The 20,515-nt window shown below is 57.8% G+C and carries 17 protein-coding genes; 13 read left to right on the top strand and 4 right to left on the bottom strand.

All coding sequences use genetic code 11. From position 1 onward, the window contains the following. Nucleotides 1-41: 41 nt before the first annotated feature. Nucleotides 42-2,603 (bottom strand): DNA mismatch repair protein MutS, encoded by a 2,562-nt coding sequence (gene mutS, locus P0H77_RS17095; RefSeq protein ID WP_276158495.1) that lies wholly within the window; start codon nt 2,601-2,603, stop codon nt 42-44. A 389-nt stretch (nt 2,604-2,992) separates the two neighbouring features. Between mutS and P0H77_RS17090 the strand changes: the two genes are divergently transcribed. The 8 genes from P0H77_RS17090 to P0H77_RS17055 all read left to right on the top strand — a co-directional run bounded on the left by P0H77_RS17090 (nt 2,993) and on the right by P0H77_RS17055 (nt 9,607). Continuing rightward, nucleotides 2,993-3,427, top strand: a complete 435-nt coding sequence (locus tag P0H77_RS17090; RefSeq protein WP_276158494.1) for a RidA family protein — start codon at nt 2,993-2,995, stop codon at nt 3,425-3,427. 3 nt (nt 3,428-3,430) lie between these two features. Further along, complete coding sequence (locus P0H77_RS17085; RefSeq protein WP_276158493.1) at nt 3,431-4,105, top strand: DUF1028 domain-containing protein; 675 nt, start codon at nt 3,431-3,433, stop codon at nt 4,103-4,105. A gap of 18 nt (nt 4,106-4,123) precedes the next feature. Further along, the gene (gene argE / locus P0H77_RS17080) at nt 4,124-5,278 is read left to right on the top strand and encodes an acetylornithine deacetylase (RefSeq protein ID WP_276158492.1); all 1,155 of its coding nucleotides are present in this window, start codon (nt 4,124-4,126) and stop codon (nt 5,276-5,278) included. Between the two features lie 179 nt (nt 5,279-5,457). Further along, the gene (locus P0H77_RS17075; protein WP_276158491.1) at nt 5,458-6,606 is read left to right on the top strand and encodes an ABC transporter ATP-binding protein; all 1,149 of its coding nucleotides are present in this window, start codon (nt 5,458-5,460) and stop codon (nt 6,604-6,606) included. Between the two features lie 18 nt (nt 6,607-6,624). Further along, a complete protein-coding gene (locus tag P0H77_RS17070; protein ID WP_276158490.1) occupies nt 6,625-7,608 on the top strand; it encodes an NAD(P)H-quinone oxidoreductase in 984 nt (327 codons plus the stop codon). Continuing rightward, complete coding sequence (locus P0H77_RS17065) at nt 7,605-8,219, top strand: glutathione S-transferase N-terminal domain-containing protein (RefSeq protein WP_276158489.1); 615 nt, start codon at nt 7,605-7,607, stop codon at nt 8,217-8,219. Before P0H77_RS17070 ends, P0H77_RS17065 begins: the two co-directional genes overlap by 4 nt. Before the next feature lie 12 nt (nt 8,220-8,231). Continuing rightward, nucleotides 8,232-8,681, top strand: coding sequence for a type II 3-dehydroquinate dehydratase (locus tag P0H77_RS17060; protein ID WP_276158488.1), 450 nt, complete (start codon nt 8,232-8,234; stop codon nt 8,679-8,681). After that, nucleotides 8,678-9,607: a glyoxylate/hydroxypyruvate reductase A gene (locus P0H77_RS17055; protein ID WP_276158487.1), complete on the top strand. Its 930-nt coding sequence runs from the start codon at nt 8,678-8,680 to the stop codon at nt 9,605-9,607. The genes P0H77_RS17060 and P0H77_RS17055 overlap by 4 nt, the downstream gene beginning before the upstream one ends. Nucleotides 9,608-9,619: 12 nt before the next feature. Here the strand turns inward: P0H77_RS17055 and P0H77_RS17050 are convergent, their stop codons facing one another. After that, nucleotides 9,620-10,582 (bottom strand): LysR substrate-binding domain-containing protein, encoded by a 963-nt coding sequence (locus P0H77_RS17050; protein WP_276158486.1) that lies wholly within the window; start codon nt 10,580-10,582, stop codon nt 9,620-9,622. A 343-nt stretch (nt 10,583-10,925) separates the two neighbouring features. On the opposite strand from P0H77_RS17050, the gene P0H77_RS17045 reads away from it, so the two are divergent. The 5 genes from P0H77_RS17045 (at nt 10,926) to P0H77_RS17025 (ending at nt 16,278) form a co-directional block, all read left to right on the top strand. Further along, entirely contained in the window at nt 10,926-11,957 is a 1,032-nt protein-coding gene (locus P0H77_RS17045) for an ABC transporter substrate-binding protein (RefSeq protein WP_276158485.1), read from the top strand. A 53-nt stretch (nt 11,958-12,010) separates the two neighbouring features. Beyond that, nucleotides 12,011-12,865: an ABC transporter permease gene (locus P0H77_RS17040; protein WP_276158484.1), complete on the top strand. Its 855-nt coding sequence runs from the start codon at nt 12,011-12,013 to the stop codon at nt 12,863-12,865. 1 nt (nt 12,866) lies between these two features. Continuing rightward, nucleotides 12,867-13,685 (top strand): ABC transporter permease, encoded by an 819-nt coding sequence (locus P0H77_RS17035; protein WP_176919330.1) that lies wholly within the window; start codon nt 12,867-12,869, stop codon nt 13,683-13,685. A gap of 114 nt (nt 13,686-13,799) precedes the next feature. After that, nucleotides 13,800-15,050, top strand: a complete 1,251-nt coding sequence (locus P0H77_RS17030; protein WP_276158483.1) for an NAD(P)/FAD-dependent oxidoreductase — start codon at nt 13,800-13,802, stop codon at nt 15,048-15,050. A gap of 64 nt (nt 15,051-15,114) precedes the next feature. After that, nucleotides 15,115-16,278 (top strand): alpha-hydroxy acid oxidase, encoded by a 1,164-nt coding sequence (locus P0H77_RS17025; RefSeq protein ID WP_276158482.1) that lies wholly within the window; start codon nt 15,115-15,117, stop codon nt 16,276-16,278. An 83-nt stretch (nt 16,279-16,361) separates the two neighbouring features. Here P0H77_RS17025 and P0H77_RS17020 read toward each other — a convergent pair whose 3' ends face one another. Continuing rightward, complete coding sequence (locus tag P0H77_RS17020; RefSeq protein ID WP_276158481.1) at nt 16,362-18,158, bottom strand: thiamine pyrophosphate-requiring protein; 1,797 nt, start codon at nt 18,156-18,158, stop codon at nt 16,362-16,364. A 92-nt stretch (nt 18,159-18,250) separates the two neighbouring features. Beyond that, nucleotides 18,251-20,407: an EAL domain-containing protein gene (locus tag P0H77_RS17015; protein ID WP_276158480.1), complete on the bottom strand. Its 2,157-nt coding sequence runs from the start codon at nt 20,405-20,407 to the stop codon at nt 18,251-18,253. Nucleotides 20,408-20,515: the final 108 nt, after the last annotated feature.

The raw sequence follows: 20,515 nt of genomic DNA, 5'->3' as shown, positions 1-20,515 counted from the left end.
AGCTATAGCCAGCCCGATGGCCTCAACCACCGGGCTGTCGTTTATACCAGACTCTTCAGCCGATAAATCCATTCCAGCGCCTGACGCGGCGTCAGTGTATCCGGATCGAGGTTTTCCAGAGCCTCTACCGCCGGACTGGTCTCCTCGGCGGGAGCCAGCAGCGACATCTGCGTGCCGTCAACCTGGGTGGCCGCAGCATTTGGAGAGAGGCTCTCCAGTTCGCGCAGTTTTTGCCGCGCGCGCTTAATCACCTCTTTTGGTACCCCCGCCAGGGCGGCTACCGCCAGACCGTAACTTTTGCTTGCCGCGCCGTCCTGCACGCTGTGCATAAAGGCGATGGTGTCGCCGTGCTCCAGCGCATCCAGATGGACGTTGGCGACGCCTTCCATTTTTTCCGGAAGCTGCGTCAGCTCGAAATAGTGGGTAGCAAATAAGGTCAGGGATTTAATGCGGTTTGCCAGATTCTCAGCGCAGGCCCACGCCAGCGACAGTCCGTCATAGGTTGAGGTGCCGCGGCCAATTTCATCCATCAGGACCAGACTGTTTTCGGTCGCGTTATGCAGGATATTGGCCGTTTCGGTCATCTCGACCATAAAGGTCGAGCGGCCAGACGCCAGATCGTCCGCTGCCCCCACGCGGGTGAAGATACGGTCTATCGGACCGATCTCTACCTTTTGCGCTGGCACATAGCTGCCGATATAGGCCAGTAACGCAATCAGCGCCGTTTGACGCATGTAGGTACTTTTACCGCCCATGTTCGGGCCGGTGATGATCAGCATCCGGCGCTGTGCAGACAGGTTCAGCGGGTTGGCGATAAAAGGCGTATTCAGCACCTGTTCAACCACCGGATGACGCCCTTCTTCAATGCGCACGCCCGGCTTGTCACTGAACGTCGGACAGCAGTAGTTCAACGTCTCAGCACGTTCGGCCAGGTTGATCAGAACGTCCAGTTCGGCCAGTGCGGTAGCGCTTTGCTGTAAATCGGCCAGATGCGGGAGCAGCAGGTCGAACAGCTCATCATAAAGCTGTTTTTCCAGCGCCAGCGCTTTGCCTTTGGAGGTGAGAACCTTGTCTTCGTACTCTTTCAGCTCGGGGATGATATAGCGCTCAGCATTTTTCAGCGTCTGACGGCGAACATAGTTGATGGGAGCCAGATGACTCTGCCCACGGCTGATTTGAATGTAGTAACCGTGGACGGCGTTGAACCCGACTTTTAACGTATCAAGGCCGGTACGTTCGCGTTCGCGGATCTCCAGCCGATCCAGATAATCGGTCGCCCCGTCGGCCAGCGCACGCCACTCGTCCAGCTCAGCGTTGTAGCCTGGCGCAATCACACCGCCATCGCGCACCAGTACCGGCGGTGCTTCAATGATCGCCCGCTCCAGCAAGTCGCGCAGTCCGCTAAACTCGCCCATTTTTTCTCGCAGAACCTGCACCGGGGCGCTGTCAACGCTTTCAAGCTGACTGCGCAGTTCCGGCAGCTGCTGAAAAGCGTAGCGCATCCGCGCTAAATCACGTGGACGGGCGGTGCGCAGCGCCAGACGCGCCAGAATACGTTCCAGATCGCCCACCTGACGCAGCACCGGTTGCAGTTCGCCGGTATAGGGTTGAAGCGCGCCGATAGTCTGCTGGCGGTCGGTTAACGTGCGGGTATCGCGCACCGGCATATGCAGCCAGCGTTTCAGCATGCGGCTGCCCATCGGGGTGACGGTACGGTCAAGCACCGACGCCAGGGTATTATCCACGCCACCGGCAAGATTCTGGGTGATCTCCAGATTGCGGCGCGTGGCGGCATCCATAATGATGCTGTCCTGCTGGCGCTCCATAGTGATCGAACGAATATGCGGCAGGGCGGTGCGCTGAGTGTCTTTTACATATTGCAGCAGGCAACCTGCGGCACACAGGCCACGCGGCGCATTCTCGACGCCGAAACCAATCAGATCGCGGGTGCCAAACTGCAAATTAAGCTGCTGGCGAGCGGTATCAATTTCAAACTCCCACAGCGGACGACGACGCAAACCACGACGCCCTTCAATCAGCGACAGCTCGGCAAAATCCTCGGCATACAGCAGCTCCGCAGGATTGGTGCGCTGAAGCTCAGCGGCCATCGTCTCCCGATCCATCGGCTCGCTGAGGCGAAAACGTCCGGAACTGATATCCATGGTGGCATAGCCAAAGCCTTTGCTGTCCTGCCAGATAGCGGCCAGCAGGTTATCCTGACGCTCCTGTAACAGGGCTTCATCGCTGATCGTGCCAGGGGTAACGATGCGCACAACCTTGCGTTCCACCGGCCCTTTACTGGTCGCCGGATCGCCGATCTGTTCGCAAATCGCCACCGACTCGCCAAGATTGACCAGCTTCGCCAGATAGTTTTCAACCGCGTGGTGCGGTACGCCCGCCATCGGAATAGGTTCCCCGGCGGAAGCTCCGCGTTTGGTCAGCGAGATATCCATGAGCTGCGAAGCACGTTTCGCGTCGTCATAAAACAGTTCGTAAAAGTCACCCATCCGGTAAAACAGCAGGATATCCGGATGCTGAGCTTTCAGCTTCAGATACTGCTGCATCATCGGGGTGTGAGCGTCGAAATTCTCTGGTGTACTCATCGGCTTATGATGTCCATTTTCTTAAATTTTAATGAGGTAGTGATGTTTATTGTTCTCATTAAGTCTCACGTTGTCTCATTGGTTTTCTATAAATACGCTGGGAGCATAATAACGAAGTCTCTCTGGCAGGAAAACAAGAGGCAAAGCCTTTATTGTTTGAGGCGGTAAAAAGGGTGACGCAAGCTAATAAATGGAGCAGGTGGTGCTTCATCTTATTGCTCGTATCGGTGATTATAAGTACGAAAGGCAGGCTAATGTTCCTCTGGCGTGTTCAGAGCGCAGCTGCAGGTATTCGCATTTTCTAAACTAACGCCTCAGATTATGCTGTTTTGTTTGTCGCGCCTGAGAAGGTATACCTGGCGGGGAATCCATTATCCTGGCAGGCAGACATGAGCACACATACCCGCATTCGCAAATTTAATACCAAAGAAACCTACCCGAATCAGTCGCTGGATAACGATCTTTGCCAGGCGGTTCGTGCAGGCAATACCGTTTACGTTCGTGGTCAGATTGGCACCGACTTCGACGGCAACCTGGTGGGGCTTGGCGATCCGGCTGCGCAGGCGGAGCAGGCGATGAAAAACGTTAAACAGCTGCTGGAAGAGGCAGGCAGCGATCTGTCACACATCGTTAAAACCACCACCTATATCATCGATCCCCGCTACCGCGAGCCGGTTTATCAGGTCGTTGGCAAGTGGCTGAAAGGCGTGTTTCCGATCTCCACCGGGCTGGTCATCTCCGGGCTGGGACAGCCGCAGTGGCTGATGGAAATTGATGTTATCGCTGTGATCCCCGACGAATGGCAGCCGCCAGCAGGAGTATAAATCATGACGTTTTCGATTATCGGGCGCTGCGCGCGCACCGGGCAGATGGGGATCGCTATCAGCTCTTCCAGCATCGCGGTAGGTGCGCGCTGTCCCTGGCTGCGCAGCGAAGTTGGCGCGGTATCAACCCAAAACATCACCTTACCGGCGCTGGGGTCACGCATTCTTGATCGCTTGCAGCAGGGCGACCGTGCCGAAACCGCGTTGAAGGGCGGGCTGGATACGGATGACTATTTCACATACCGGCAGGTCACCGTGATGACGCCCGACGGCCAAAGCGCGTTCTACAGCGGTGAAAAGACGCTGGGCGTCCACCACGCGCTGTCCGGGGAAAACTGCGTGGCGGCAGGCAATATGCTGGCGAGTCCGCAGGTCATTACCGCGATGGTGAACGCCTTCGAAGAGCATTCAGGGCATCTTGCTGACAGACTCATTGCCGCGATGCAGGCGGGCCTGAACGTTGGCGGGGAGGCTGGCCCGGTGCATTCGGCGGCGCTATCCATCGTGGATTCTCCGGTCTGGCCGGTGGTTGATTTGCGCGTCGACTGGACTGACGCCGATCCCATTGATGAACTCAACCAGCTCTGGCAAGCCTATAAACCGCAGATGCAGGACTATATAACCCGTGCGCTCGATCCCCGCAGCGCGCCGGGTTACGGCGTGCCGGGCGACGAATAACCGCAAGGAGAGCTGATAATGACCAGTCGCGAACTGCTGCAGCAGCTGGTGGCGTTTGATACCACCAGCCGCGAATCTAACCTGGCGCTGATTGATTTTGTCCGGGGCTACTTAACCGAACTCGGCGTCAACTGTGAGCTTATTCATAACGACGAGCGCAGCAAAGCCAATCTTTATGCGCGGCTCGGCCCGGCAGGGAGCGGCGGCGTTATGCTGTCCGGCCACAGCGATGTAGTGCCGGTTGACGGGCAGAACTGGAGCGTGCCCCCCTTTGCCCTGACTGAGCACGACGGCAAACTCTATGGCCGCGGCACGGCGGACATGAAAGGGTTTATCGCCTGCGTACTGGCGGCGGTGCCGCATTTTCTTGCCCAGCCGCTGGCGCAACCGCTACACCTGGCGATTTCGTATGATGAGGAAGTGGGGTGCCTTGGCGTGCGTACCTTGCTGGACGTGCTGTCCCGGCGCCCGGATAAGCCTGATATCTGCCTGATTGGTGAGCCCACCGAATTACAGCCGGTGACTGGTCACAAGGGTAAGCTTGCCGTTCGCTGCGAAGTGCAGGGCGCGGCCTGCCATTCAGCCTATGCGCCGCAGGGGGTTAATGCCATCGAATATGCTGCGAAGCTTATCCACCATCTGACGCTGATGGGGCAGCGGCTGGCGGCGCCGGAACGGCAGGATGCGCGTTTTGACCCGCCCTTTACCACCGTGCAAACCGGCGTGATCCAGGGCGGTCGGGCGCTGAATATCGTGCCAGCCGACTGTGTTTTTGACTTCGAAGTGCGCACGCTGCCGAAGGATGATGCGCAGGCGGTGGCCCGGGAGCTGGAACATTACGCGCAACGCGAGCTACTGCCGCAGATGCACGCCGTCAATCGCGATACCGCGATCCGCTTTTCTCCCATCAGCGGTTACCCCGCGTTATACACTGCGGCACACAGCGCCGCCGCGCGGCTGCTTGCCCACCTTACCGGTTCTGAGGACTACAGCACCGTTGCATTCGGGACGGAAGGCGGGTTATTCCATCATGCCGGCATCCCCAGCGTGATATGTGGGCCGGGCAGTATGGCGCAGGGCCACAAACCCGATGAGTTTATTAGTGTCAAACAGTTGGACGCCTGCGATGCCCTTCTGCGCCGGCTCGCCGCGTGGATGTGTCAAAAAGCGTGAAACGATCGCAACAGAAATCACCACAGGGCGCGCCCAGGGCCGCCCTCCGTCCGCAAGACATCACCTTTTCGCTCTGCTTTACCTTTTCCAAACGCCAGCTTCAGGAAGCACTAACCGCGTGATGCGCACTTAGGCCGTATGCTGGTGGCAAGCATTTGATAGCCCGTTCTGGAGAGCCCATGGTAAGTGCAGAAGTCACCACATTCCCGCAGCCCGAAACGCTGCACCCGGTCGTGAACAACGCGAACGTTGCCGTACGGCTTGATGGCGTACTGAAACGCTTTGGCGACGCCATCGCCTTACACAAAATTTCCCTGACCATTGCGGAAGGAGAATTTATTACGCTGCTCGGCCCCTCAGGCTGCGGCAAGACCACGCTGCTGAACCTGATGGCGGGCTTCGCTGAAGCGGACGGCGGCGAGATCTTCATTGATGGCGATCTGGTGACGGATATCCCGCCCTGGCAGCGTGAAATCGGTATCGTATTTCAGAACTACGCTCTGTTCCCGCATATGACGGTCGAGAAAAACGTGGGCTACGGCCTGCGAATGCGCGGCGTGCCAAAAGCCGAGATCGCCGAACGCGTTGAGCAGGCGCTGGCGCTGGTGAAGCTTGCCGGTTACGGCCATCGCAAGCCGCGCGAACTGTCGGGAGGCCAGCAACAGCGCGTGGCGCTGGCGCGTGCGCTGGTGATCCGCCCCAAAGTGCTGCTGCTGGATGAACCGTTCTCTGCGCTGGATAAAAATCTGCGCCTGTCGATGCAGGTTGAGCTGAAAGCGATCCAGCGCAAGCTTGGCGTCACTACCGTATTCGTGACGCACGATCAGGGGGAAGCGCTGAGCATGAGCGATCGCGTAGTGGTGATGTCGGCAGGGCATGTCCGGCAGATCGGTACGCCGGATGCGATTTATCGTCATCCGCAGGACCCGTTTGTCGCGGGCTTTGTGGGGGATGTGAACATTCTGCCGGGGCGCTACGCCGGACGCGATGGCGCGGCGATACTTGAGGTGGGTGGCAATGTGCTGCGTCTGCCGGCGGAACGCGTACAGGCCACCATTGACGAGCGCCTTGACGTCTACGTGCGTCCGGAAAATATTCAGCTGGCACAGCTTAGTCCGCACTCGCTGTTCAGCGCCACGGTGATCGCTCACGTCTTTCAGGGCGATCATGTCGATGTGCATCTTGATGCCCCCGCGCTTGGCAGCGCCGCGCTGTTTGCCCGCCAGTCCGGCCTGAATTCGCTGACCCGCTGGCCCGTCGGCAGCCTGGTCGGCGTCAATGTTGATGACGAAGGCGTGTGTGCGTTTAGCACCGCGAAACAGGAATAAGCGCCAATGATACCTGAAATGATGAACGCAATAATTGCGCGCCAGCCGGGCGGTCCTGAGGTGTTAGAACTCGTACAGCGGAAGGTGCCGCAGCCTGGCGCGGGTGAGGTGCTGATCCGCGTCGCCAGCGCGGGCGTGAACCGTCCCGATCTCCTCCAGCGCAACGGCATGCCGTTGCCGCCGGGGGTAACCGATGTGCTCGGGCTGGAGGTTTCCGGCACCGTGGCGGCGCTGGGCGCAGGTGTTGACTATCCCGCCGTCGGCACCCCGGTGATGGCGCTGCTCAACGGCGGCGGTTATGCCGACTACTGCGTGGCCCGCGCCGACCTCTGTTTAACCGTGCCGCAAAACCTGCCGCTCGCGCAGGCGGCAGGCGTGCCGGAAGCGGCATTTACTGTGTGGCATAACCTGTTTGAACTGGGGCGTTTGCAGCCGGGGGAAACCGTACTGATCCACGGTGCTGCCAGCGGCGTGGGCACCTTTGCCCTTCAATGCGCGCAGGCGTGCGGGGCGCGGGTGGTGGCGACGGCGGGCGGCGCGGAGAAGGTGGCGGCGCTGCGTCAGCTCGGCGTCTGGCGCGCCATCAACCGCCATAGCGAAGATTTCGTTGCGGTTATTGTTGATGAAACCGGGGGACACGGCGTGGATGTGGTGCTGGATAACGTCGGCGGCGATTACGTGGCGCGCAATCTGAGCGTGTTAGCGCCGGGTGGTCGGCATGTCAGTCTTTCCTTTATGCAGGGGGCGAAGATTGAGCTCGATCTGCAACTGGTAATGCGTAAGGGGCTGAGCCTGACCTCCTCCACGCTGCGCCCGAAAAGCGCAAGCGAGAAAACGCGACTGGCGCAGTGCATCAGCAAACATCTTTTGCCGCTGATCGCCGCCGGTAAAATCGCCCCGACTTTGCATCAAACGCTACCGTTAGCGCAGGCCGCAGACGCGCATCGTATCCTCGAAGCCAACGCCAACATTGGCAAAGTGCTGTTGCAGGTGGCCTCATGATGCAGCTCTTTTTTGCTTCCACCTCTGCGTATGTGCGCAAAGTCATGGTGTGCGCGACAGTGCTGGGACTGGCTGATGAAATAGAACGGCTGGATTCCGCCGCGCATCCTGTGGTGCGCGACGACCGTATCGCCGCGTTTAATCCGCTGGCAAAAGTACCGGCGCTGCGCACCGAAGACGGCATCTGTCTTTATGACAGCCGGGTGATTTGCGAATACCTCAACGCGCGTGCACAGGGCGATTTATTCCCGCAAAAAGGGGAGGCGCGCTGGCAAAGCCTGGCACGGCAGGCGCTGGGCGATGGGTTAATTGATGCGGCATTGCTGGCACGCTACGAGTTCAGCGCCCGGCCGCCTGAAAAGCAGTGGCAGGACTGGGCGGACGCGCAGCTGAAAAAAGTTGCCGCCGCGCTGGCGGCCATTGAAAGTCAGGTCAGCGATTTTAGCGATCGGCCCGTGGATATTGGCCTCATTGCTATCGGTTGCGCGCTCGGCTATCTCGACTTCCGCTTTGCCGGACTCAACTGGCGCACCGGCCATCCGCTGACCGCCGCCTGGTTCGCCGTCTTCGATGCGCATCCGGCCATGGCTGCGACCCGTCCGCACCTTTAATCTGGAGGATATATGTCACAGCAGATCTATTTTCTCAACGGGCCGAACGCCAATTTATACGGGCTGGATAAAAACGGCACCTACGGCAGCGACAGTTTTGCCAGCATTGGCGAGCGCTGTCAGCAACGTGCGCAATCGCACGGGATGATATTGCAGTTTCGCCAGAGCAACCACGAAGGCGTACTGGTCGACTGGATCCAGGAGGCGCGTCAGAACGCTGCGGGATTGATTATCAACGCGGCGGGCCTGACCTACAGTTCAGTACCCATTCTGGATGCATTGCTGATGTTTGATGGCCCGATCATTGAAGCGCATATGAGCAATATCTGGAAGCGCGAGTCGTTTCGTCATCACTCTATGGTATCGAAAGCGGCCACCGGGGTGATTGCCGGACTGGGCGCGCTCGGCTATGAACTGGCGATCGATGCGGTAGTTAACCTGCTGGGAGCCCGCGACGTATGAGTACATTAGTGTTTTACAGCGAATTTGACAGCTTCGAAGAGTGGTCGGCTTTACTTGCACCGCATCTGCCCGGCGTGACGATTTGCCGCGCCGAAACGGTGCAAAACCCTGACGACGTGCACTATGCGCTGGCATGGAAGCCGCCGCAGGGTTTCTTTGCTCCGTACCGTCATCTCAGGCTACTGGTAAATCTTGGCGCGGGCGTTGATTCACTGGTGGGACGCGACGATCTGCCGGAGATCCCGATAGTTCGCCTGTCCGATCCGGATATGGCCCGTATGATGGCCAGCTATGTGCTGTTTGCCGTACTGCGCTATGCGCGGGATATCCCGGCATTCGAGCGCGCGCAGCGTGAGCAGCGCTGGCATTACCTGCATCCGCGTGCACCCTCTGGCATTCGTGTCGGGGTACTGGGTCTGGGGGAGCTGGGCGCGTATGCGGCGCGGGAACTGGCGCGGCAGGGTTTTGACGTGCGCGGCTGGTCGCGTTCGCAAAAAGAAATTGCAGGTATTCGCTGTCACAGCGGGCTGGGATCGCTGAATGATTTTCTCAGCCAGAGCGATATTCTGGTGGTAATGCTGCCTCTGACGGCGCAGACCAGCGGCCTGCTCAGCGCAGAGCGGCTGGCGCACCTCCCGCCGGGCGCCGCGTTCATTAATGTGTCGCGCGGGGCGATTGTCGATCAGTCGGCGCTGACGGCAGCCCTGCGTTCGGGACAGATTGCTGAGGCAACCCTGGATGTCTTTGACCGCGAACCGCTGCCGCCGCACGATCCGCTGTGGCAACTGGATAACGTGCTGATCACCCCGCATCTGGCGTCGGTTGCCCTGCCTGCCAGCGCCGCGCAGCAGGTCGCTGAAAATATCCAGCGCGCCGCACGCGGGGAGCCGGTGACCCACCAGGTGTTCCCGGCGCGGGGGTATTAACGCGTGCCTGGGTTACGCCACCCGCACCACCTGCGGATCGAAATAGCTCGGGGCGGCCATGCCGGGAATATACTGGTCGGAGATAAACATACGGCAGCGCTCGGCGAAGGCGTTCACCACCATTGAGTGCTGGGTGTGGGCGACGGTCGCGTAACCGAGCTGCATGGGCCGGTTGACCCCCGCCAGCCGGACGCGGATCAGACGTTTACCGTCCTGGGACAGATGCGCTTTTGGCCGCACGTTAGCGATACCGAACCCCACGCCGTTTGCCACCATCGCCCGTACCACTTCCATATTGCCGGAGCGCATCACTACATTCGGCGTGACGCCCGCCTCGCTAAACAGTCCAAGGAAATATTCCCGGCTCCACGGCATATCGAGCAATACCATCGGCATCGCCGCCAGATCCTGAATCGACACCGCCGGGTGCGTCGCCAGCGGATGATGCTCTCCCACCATCACGTACGGCGGCAGCTGCGCCAGTGAAGTGAACGTGATATCACTGGCGGGAACTAAATCATAGGTCAGGGCGATGTCGATATCGGCGGTGCGCAACTGTTTCAGCAACTGTTCATGGTTGCCCTCCACCAGCGTGATGCGCACGCCGGGAAACGCGCGGCCAAAGCCGAACACCAGTTCCGGCGTCAGCATCGGGGCCAGCGTATCCAGACAGCCCACGCGCAGCGGGCCGCGCACATTGTTCATCGATTCCGACGCAATCGTATAAAGGTTCAACATCTGCTCCAGGATGAGCTTTGCCTCCTTCAGAACCTGATGACCGATGGCGGTCAGCGACACGCCCTGGGCGTGATGACGTACAAAGAGCTGCACGCCCAGTTCAGATTCGATATGGGTGATGGCCGCAGAAATCGACGGCGAGGAAACGTGGATACGTTCCGATGCGCCAATAATGCTGCCAGCCTCCCCGGAGGCGACAAAATATTCCAGCTGACGCTGGGTGATGCGACTGAGCATGCAGGTTCTCCCGAGATCGCTGACGCAATCATGTCGCGCCAGTCATTCTAATAGTGCGAATTATCCTGCATTTATCATGCCAAAAGCCAAATAACAGCATAATCCCCTGCCTGGAGTGTGGTTTCTCTTTGTTTATGCCTTACCACGGGTTAAGAAAATCCGTTGCAAAGCAGCGCCTTTTTTAGCATCAGAAATCCTGATGCAACGACGAGGAAAAGCCTGTTTTACGTCATCACCCGACCACGGCATTATCGATTTCACACCAGGGAACACCGTTTGCACCGTTTGGGCGCGCCGGGTTTCAGATTGCTACAACAGCCATTTCATGCATGGGGATGAGAATATGTTGCGTAAGATTTGTGCCTTAACGTTGTTGACCACGAGTGTACTCGGCGCAGGCAATGCGCTGGCGGCTGACAAGCTGGTTGTCAGCACCTGGGGCGGCGGCTTTAAAGATCTGATTGATCAAACCATTGCCAAAGAGTTCACCAAAGAAACCGGCGTAGAAGTGCAGTTTGTCACGGGCGGCACCATCGATCGTCTCAACAAAGCGAAGCTGGCAGGCGGTTCACCTGAAACCGACGTGACCTTTACCACGGCGCACGTGGGCTATCTGTATGCCAACTCGGGCCTGTTTGAAAAACTCGATATGAGCAAACTGCCGAATGCCGCGAATCTGGTGGAGCAGGCGAAAGTCAGCCCTTATCACCTTGGCGTATGGGGCTACGTTTACACCATCGGCTATCGTCCGGACCTGGTGCCGAAGGGCACCACCTTTGAAAGCTGGAACGATCTGTGGAAACCAGAGCTGAAGGGCACGCTGGCGCTGCCGGACTGGGACCCGAGCCATATCATCGCGGTTTCCGCCAAACTTTCCGGCACCGATGCGGCGCACTGGCAGCAGGGACAGGCGAAGATGAAAGCGCTGATCCCGAATATCAAATCCTTCTATACCGACGATGCTAACAGCCAGCAGCTGATCTCCACCGGCGAAACGCCAGTACAGGTCATGCTGTCGATGAACGCCTACAACATGATGGCCGAAGGGGTGGACGTCAAACTGGTGATACCGAAAGAGGGGGCGATTTTGGGCGTCGATACCCTGGGGATCAACAAAGGCACCAAACACGCCGATCTTGCGTATAAGTTTATGAATATCGCCCTGAAGCCTGAAATTCAGGAGCAGGTGGCAAAGATCTACCACGGCAGTCCAACGGTCACCAATGCCCATATCGATCCTGAGCTGGCGAAACTGCCGGGCATGTTGACCACCCCTGAACAGTGGAACGCCACTATCAACACCGATCCGCAACTGCGTGCCGAGAAAACCGCGGAGTGGCGCCAGTGGTTCTCTGAAAACATCATGTCTCATTGATCTACCGGGCGGCTTACGAGTCGCCCCAACCCTTTACGCAGGCAGCAACGTCTATGACGAGAAAACCGACATTTTTACCCTGGTTCATTATTCCCGCCACGCTTACCGCCATCGGACTGGTTATCGCGATGTTTGCGGTCATGCAGTTTAGCGTGCGCGCCTATATCCCCGGTTCGCTCGACGTGGGCGGATTTACCCTGGCGAACTTTACTGCCCTGTTCAAAAGCATCTATGCCGATGCCTTTATTAACACGGTCATGCTGAGCGCCAAAACCGCTATCTTTGGTCTGCTGATGAGCTATCCCCTGGCGTATGCGCTGGTGCGTACCCGCACGACGTGGATCAAATCGACGATTTTGATTATCGCGATTACGCCACTGTTTCTCGGCGAAGTGGTGCGCACCTATTCATGGATTATCGTGCTGGGTAACAGCGGCTTCCTGAATAGCCTGCTGCTGGCGACAGGCATTATCTCAACGCCCGTTCAGTTTATGTTTACCCAAACGGGCGTGGTGCTGGCGCTGGTACACGTCACCATGCCAATCATGGTACTTATGCTGGCGACCGCGTTGTCACACATCAACCCGGATTACGAGAAAGCCGCCGCCAGCCTCGGCGCAGGCCCGATCCGCACCTTGCTGACCGTGACGATCCCTCTGTCGGTTCCCGGCATTATCGCCAGCCTGACGACCGCTTTTGCCTGGACCTTCAGCGCCTTCGCCACCCCGCAACTTATTGGCGGCGGACGCGTCAGCACCGTGGCAACCATGGTTTATCAACTGGGTTTCTCGTCGATGAATTTCCCGTTTGCCGCCGCGCTCAGCATCGCCGGATTAATCCTGACCGTTCTGCTGCTGCTGGCGCTGAAACGCATGACCCGATTCCTGAACGCGATGGGGGAGCACTGATATGACCCGTTCGATGAGCGATAAACTGACGACGCTGGCGGGCCGCCTGCTGGTCGCCGCTATTCTGATCTTTGTGATGCTGCCGACGATCGTGGTATTCATCTCCTCGTTCAGCAGCACCTCCGTGTTGTTCTTCCCGCCAAAGGGATGGTCGCTGCGCTGGTTCGAGCGGGCGGTGAGCTACGATGATTTTCGTCACGGCTTCTTTTCCGGGCTGATTGTCACCGCCTGGGCATCGTCGCTGGCGGTGATCATCGGTGCCACGCTGGCGATTGCCATTGAACGCTATTCGTTCCCGTGCAAACAGGTACTGGAAGGGATCCTGCTGTCGCCGCTGTTTATCCCGCACTTCACCATTGGTCTGGGCCTGCTGATGCTGGTATCGCAGCTCAACCTCGGACGCGGCTATCCGCTGGTGATTTTCTGCCACATCGTGCTGGTACTGCCGTTTGTGCTGCGCAGCGTGTATGTATCGCTGAAAAACCTTGAACAGCGTATTGAACTGGCGGCGGCCAGTCTTGGTGCCTCGCCGCTACGCGTGGTGTGGACCATTACCGTGCCGCTGATTTTGCCGGGGCTGTTTGGCGGCTGGCTGTTTGCCGCGATCCTCTCCTTTAACGAATTTACCGCCTCGTTGTTTATTACCACCCAGGCAACACAGACGTTACCGGTGGCGATGTATAACTACGTGCGTGAATTTGCTGACCCGACGCTGGCAGCCCTGTCGGTTATTTATATTGCCGTCACCGCGACCATGTTAGTTATTGCCAATAAATTTTTAGGTCTGGGGAAAGTATTAAACGTTGAAGTCAGACATTAATAAACAGGAACTCAATGCTCTTTGGATTTGCCGACGCGCGGCATTAAAAAACCTGATTGTCATTAATACGCCACCTGCTGAAAAGAGTGCGGCGATCATATTTAGGAATTCAATATGTCAGTAGAAAAAATGAATACCGTTATTGTTGGCGCAGGTCAGGCGGGGATTGCCATGAGTGAACATCTGGCGCTGATGGGCGTGCCGCACGTGGTACTTGAGCGCAGCCGTATCGCGGAGCGCTGGCGCTCTGAACGCTGGGATTCGCTGGTGGCGAATGGTCCGGCCTGGCACGATCGCTTCCCGTCGCTGAAATTCGACAATATTTCTCAGGAAGCCTTCCCGCCGAAAGAGCGCATGGCGCAGTATTTCGAAGACTATGCCAGGATGCTGGATGCGCCAGTACGCACCGGCGTTGACGTGCATCAGGTGACGCGCCTGGCAGGACGCAGCGGATTCAGGGTGGTGACCTCTGCCGGTGAATTTGAGGCTGACAATGTGGTGGCCGCGACCGGCCCGTTCCAGAAACCGTCATTCCCGCAGATCGTGCCGCCAACCGCCGGGGTGCAGCAGATCCACTCTTCCGTCTACAAAAATCCGCAGCAGCTGCCCGCCGGCGGCGTGCTGGTGGTAGGTGCGGGCGCGTCGGGAACGCAAATTGCCGAAGAACTGCGTCAATCGGGCCGGGACGTGTATCTGTCGGTCGGCGAGCATTATCGTCCGCCGCGCGCTTACCGCAACCGTGATTACTGCTGGTGGCTGGGTGCGCTCGGCCTGTGGGATGAAGTGAAAATCAAGCCGAAGAAAGAGCACGTGGCCTTTGCGGTGAGCGGTTATGAAGGGGGCAAAACCGTGGATTTCCGCCGCCTGGCGCATATGGGCATTACGCTAGTGGGCATCACCAAAAACTGGGATAACGGCGTGCTGAGCTTTGCCGGGGGGCTGGCGGAGAATATCGCTGCGGGCGATAAAGCCTACTTTGACGTGCTGCGCGATGCGGATGCTTATATTGAACGCAACGGGCTGGATTTGCCGCCGGAGCCGCAGGCGTGGGAACTGCTGCCGGACCCGGAATGCCTGATCAACCCGCTGATGCAGCTGGATATTGCCGCGGCGGGTATTACCACGATTATCTGGGCGACCGGCTTTAAATTTGATTTTAGCTGGTTGCAGGTGGATGCCTTCGACGAAAACGGGTTACCGTTTCACAAACGCGGTATTTCCGCCGAGCGCGGTATTTATTTCCTTGGCCTGCCAAATCTGGTAAATCGCGCCTCCTCCTTTATTTACGGCGTATGGCACGATGCTAAATATATTGCCGATCATATTGTTTTGCAGAACGCCTATACCGATTACGTTAAGTCCTGATTTCTTTTTATTACTGGCATGGCTAAATCTTCGTTATTTAGCCCTCTTTTACTGGATAACGGATGTGACCATTACCTGTATTGAGGAATTACGGCAGCTGGCGCGTAAGCGGGTGCCAAAAATGTTTTATGACTATGTGGATGCCGGCTCGTGGACTGAATACAGCTATCGCGCCAACGAAGCCGATTTACGTCGCCTGGAGTTTCGTCAGCGGGTGGCGGTGGATATTGCCGGGCGCAGCACGGCCAGCGTGATGGCTGGACAAAAGGTGGCGATGCCAGTGGCGATTGCGCCCACCGGCTTAACCGGCATGATCCATCCCGATGGTGAAATTCTTGCGGCGCGTGCGGCGAAAAGATTTGGCATCCCCTTTACGCTGTCGACCATGAGTATTTGTTCGCTTGAAACCGTGGCGCAGGCGACGGATTACCATCCGTTCTGGTTCCAGCTCTACGTCATGCGCGATCGCCAGTTTGTCGCCAGTCTTATCGACCGCGCGAAAGCCGCGAACTGCACCGCGCTGGTCGTGACTATGGATCTTCAGGTGTTTGGTCAGCGCCATAAAGACATCAAAAATGGCCTGTCGACGCCGCCAAAAATGACGCTGCGTAATCTGCTGAACATTGCCGGTAAACCGCGCTGGTGCCGCAAGATGCTCGCCACCCGGCATCGTAATTTTGGCAATATCATTGGTCATGCCCGCGGTATTGATAACATCGATGCAATGGTGGAGTGGACCGCGCAGCAGTTCGATCCGGGCCTCTCCTGGCAGGATATCGAGTGGATCAAACGGCGCTGGGGCGGCACGTTGATCGTTAAGGGCATTATGGATGTGGAGGATGCGCGTCTGGCGGTGGCGGCAGGTGCCGATGCGCTGATTGTCTCCAATCATGGCGGGCGTCAGCTGGATGGCGTGTCGTCATCGATTGCCCTGTTGCCGGAGATTGCCGCGGCAGTCGGCAGGCAAATCGAAGTTCATTTCGACGGCGGTATTCGTTCCGGACAGGATGTGCTGAAAGCGGTTGCGCTGGGGGCGAAGGGAACCTATATCGGGCGCAGCATGCTGTATGGCCTGGGAGCGCTGGGCGAGGAGGGGGTAACCCTGGCGCTCAATATCATCCGTAATGAATTCGATTTGTCGATGGCGTTTTGCGGTAAAACCCGTGTTGCGTCGATTGACGCAGGGATCCTGCGTAGCCGCCCGACAATGTTTAACGATGGGATATGACCGGCCCGTTCACGCGCCTGGACCGGTCATATAGCCGCGCTTCCGACTGCGCCGGGGCTTTTATGTCGCCTCGCGCATGAGCGTCAGGATTTTTTGCCGGGCAATATCTCATTAATGAGCTGACTGGCGGTATCGGCCAACACCTTCCCGGCAGAGCGATCCCCTTTAGCCATCGACGCCATAAAGGCTTTCGCCTGCTTGAGGGTGATATGCGGCGGCAGCGGGGCCACTTCCGGATCGGTTTTCACCTCCAGCACCACCGGACGATCGGCGGCTAACGCTTCCTGCCAGGCGCTCTGCAACCGCTCTGGATCGTCAACGAAAATACCTTTCAACCCCAGCGACTCGGCGAAACGGGCATAGCCGACGTCGGGGATATCCTGAGTTGCCTCAAAGCGCGGATTACCCTCCATCACGCGCTGCTCCCAGGTGACCTGATTAAGATCCTGATTGTTGAATACGCAAACAATCAAGCGCGGATCGCTCCAGCCCTGCCAGTATTTCTGGATAGTGATCAGTTCCGCCATGTTATTCATCTGCATCGCACCGTCGCCGACCAGCGCGACGACCGTTTTGGCCGGGTAAGCAAATTTAGCCGCGATAGCGTAAGGCACTGCCGCGCCCATGCAGGCGAGACCACCTGACAGCGAGGCGCGCTGACCTTGTTTCACTTTGTAATCACGCGCGAACCAGTTGGCGCAGGAGCCGGAGTCGGACGTGACGATAGCGTCGTCCGGCAGCAGGGGGGACATTTCCCATACTACCCGCTGTGGGTTAACCGGTCTGGCGGAGGCCATCGCCCGTTCCTCCAGCGTCTGCCACCACTCTTTAACCCCGCGGGCAATCTCTTCCTGCCAGCTTCTGTCGTCTTTATGCTGTAACAGCGGCAGTAGCTCACGCAGGGTTTCCGCCGAGTCTCCGTGCAAATTGACCTCCACCGGGTAGCGCAGTCCCAGCATCGCCGGATCGATATCTACCTGCACGGCGCGCGCCTGTCCCTCTTTCGGCAGAAATTCGGTCCACGGGAAACCGGTGCCGATCATCAGTAGCGTGTCGCAATTCATCATCATGTCATAAGAGGGTTTGGTGCCCAGCAGGCCAATCGAGCCGGTAATAAAAGGCGCGTCATCCGCCAGCACATCCTTGCCCAGCAGCGCTTTTGCCACGCCCGCGCCAAGGACGTTGGCCAGTTGCACCACCTCCAGCGCCGCACCGCGTGCGCCAGCGCCCACGAGGATCGCCACTTTCTTCCCGGCGTTTAAGATATCCGCTGCCCGCTGCAGATCCTGTTGATAAGGCACCACTTTTGGCCGCTGATAGCCCGGGCCTGAGTGGGTAAAACCGTGGACATGCGGCAGATCCTGCCAGGGTTCTTCCTGGATATCCTTCGGCAATATCAGAACCGTCACGCCATTTTGGGCCACCGCAATGCGAACGCCGCGATCCACCAGGTGCCGTACCTGGCTGGGGGAAGCCACCTCCTGCACAAAGTTCGCCACATCGGCGAAGACGCGATCGAGATTCAGCTCCTGCTGATAGCTTGCTCCGCGCGCGGTGGCTTCCGCCTGACCGGAAATAGCCAGCACCGGGACGTGATCCATTTTCGCGTCATACAATCCGGTCAGCAGGTGGGTTGCGCCCGGTCCGCCGGTGGAGAGGCATACCCCCAGTTCGCCGGTGAATTTGGCGTGGCCTGCCGCCATAAACGCCGCCATTTCTTCATGGCGCACCTGAATAAACTCAATGCCATCACCTGCCTTATTCGCGCGTTGCAGGGCACCAAGCACACCGTTAATACCGTCGCCGGGATAGCCGTAAATGCGGGTGACGCCCCATGCTTTCAGTCGTTCAATAAAGAAATCGCTGGTCATTTTTGCCATCGTCTTGCCCTTAACGTAAAAGTGAAACGTGAGTTAAGGATAGTTGACATCAACAGCCTGTGTGGCGGACCCAACAGGGGCGGGAGGTAACATTACTGCTGGAGGAATGTCTCGCGGAACGCGGCGGCAGGAAGCGGTCTGCCTAACAAATACCCCTGTACTTCGGGGCAGTGGTGGCTTTTCAGGAACTGTAACTGCGCGGCGGTCTCCACACCTTCGGCAATCACATCCATGCCAAAGCTTCGCCCTAAATACAGAATGGCGCGCACCACCGCTTCGCTTCCCGGGTCGGTATGAACATCGCGAATAAACGAACGGTCAATTTTCAGCCGGGTCATCGGGAAACGCTTAAGAAAGCTGAGCGAGGCATAGCCGGTGCCATAATCGTCGAAGGCCAGACCCACCCCTGATTGCCTCAGCGCCTGCAAGAGTTTGAGGGTGGCGGCATCATGACGCAGCAGAATATTTTCCGTGATTTCCAGCTCGATGGCCTCGGGTGGTAATGCCAGCTGTGCCAGGGCATCCCCAACCACATCGACGAGCTTACTGGAGCGAAACTGTGCTTCAAAAAGGTTAACCCCCATCCTGAAATGAGGCACGACAGCGCGCCATTCAGCAGCCTGCGCGCACGCCGTGCGCAGGATCCATTCGCCTATCGCTGGCGCAGACGGTTTATTGTTAAGCGTCTCAATAAACGACGGCGGCGTCAGCAGCCCGCGCTGCGGATGATTCCAGCGTAAAAGCGCTTCAGCGCCCATCAGCGCCCCGGTGGCGGTGTTGAACTGCGGTTGGTAGAAAAGCTCAAATTCATGGTTTTCGAACGCCTGTTTAAGTTCGCTTTTAAAACGGCGTCTGTTTACGGCGACATCGCGAAAAGCGGGCTCGAACAGGGCATAGCGCCCTTTACCCGCCGCTTTAGCACGATAGAGCGCAAGGTCGGCCGCGCTCAGCAACTCTTCCGGTCTGGCGGCATGTTGAGGGGTAAGGGCAATGCCCACGCTGACCCCTATTTCAATATGCTGCCCGGCAAACTCATACGGTTCAGACAGGGTGGCGATCAGTTGAACCGCCGTAGACCGCACCAGCCGCAAATCGTTATCGTTAAGCAGGACCACAAACTCATCCCCACCCAGGCGGGCAATGATGACGGCTTCGTCAAAATATCCTCGCAGCCGCAGGCCAACGTCTTTCAGAACCGCATCGCCAGCCAGGTGCCCCTGCGTATCGTTGACCTCTTTAAAGCCATCGAGGTCGAGCAGGAGCATCGCGCCGGGGCGGGCTTCCTGCATAAAATTGACGACGCACTGCCTCCAGGCGGCGCGATTGGGCAGATCGGTCAGGGCATCCAGCGAGGCCATTTTGAATAGCCTGGCTTCATTTTCCTGGCGCTCGGTAATATCTCTGACAATGGCCCCGACGTTGGTGAGATGACCTTCGTGCCAGGTGGAGAGCGAAAACTCGGCCGGAAACTCGGTGCCGTCCTTTCGTAATGCCGACAGCTCAATCGTTTTATCCGCCAGCGCCAGTTCCTGGCCGTGACGAAGACGTTCGATTTCATCTTCATAAATGCGCAGCCAGCTTTCCGGGACAATAACTCTGCTGCTGCGGTTAAGCACTTCCTCAGCGGTATAACCAAACAAGCGCTCTGCTGAACGGTTCCAGAAGGTGATATTGCCTTCCGCATTGGAGCAAATAATGGCGTCAGGCGAGGTTTCGGCAATTTTTTTAAAGCGGGTCTGGCTGGCGCTGCGCAGCGATTCCAGGCGGCGCATTTCCATCCGCTCCATCACCAGCGCGGTAATATCCGTCAGATTCTGGCGATCGCTCTGGCTGAACGTCTCATGGGGCTGGCTGTCGATCAGGCAGACGGTGCCAATCTTTTCGCCCGCAGGCGTGACCAGCGGTTTGCCCGCGTAAAAACGAATAAAAGGCGATTCCAGCACCAGAGGATTAGTAGCAAAACGGGGGTCTTTTACCGCATCAAGAATAACGAGGATCTCGTCCTGCATAATGGTATGCGCGCAAAATGAGATTTCCCGGCTGGTCTCGGTGGCGCAGAAGCCGATCTGCGCTTTAAAAAATTGTCTGTCGCTTGCCACCAGCGAGACCAGAACAATCGGCACATTAAATAACCGTGCGGCCAGTCCTGCCAGACGGTCAAAGTTCTCTTCCGGCAACGTATCCAGTTGTTGATAAGTCGCCAGCGCGTCCAGGCGCGCTTCCTCATTATCGGGGACGGGATAGGACATATGCCTGCAAATCTCCTTATTATCCATCGCGTTTTGGAACAACTGTTTTGATTATACTCTATAACCGAAAAGTAACCGCTTGATCTGTAGGGCAGCCTGCGCAACCTT

Origin of the sequence: Superficieibacter sp. HKU1, assembly GCF_029319185.1 — a bacterium.
Classification (GTDB): domain Bacteria; phylum Pseudomonadota; class Gammaproteobacteria; order Enterobacterales; family Enterobacteriaceae; genus Superficieibacter.
This window is presented reverse-complemented; position numbering and strand designations above follow the sequence as displayed.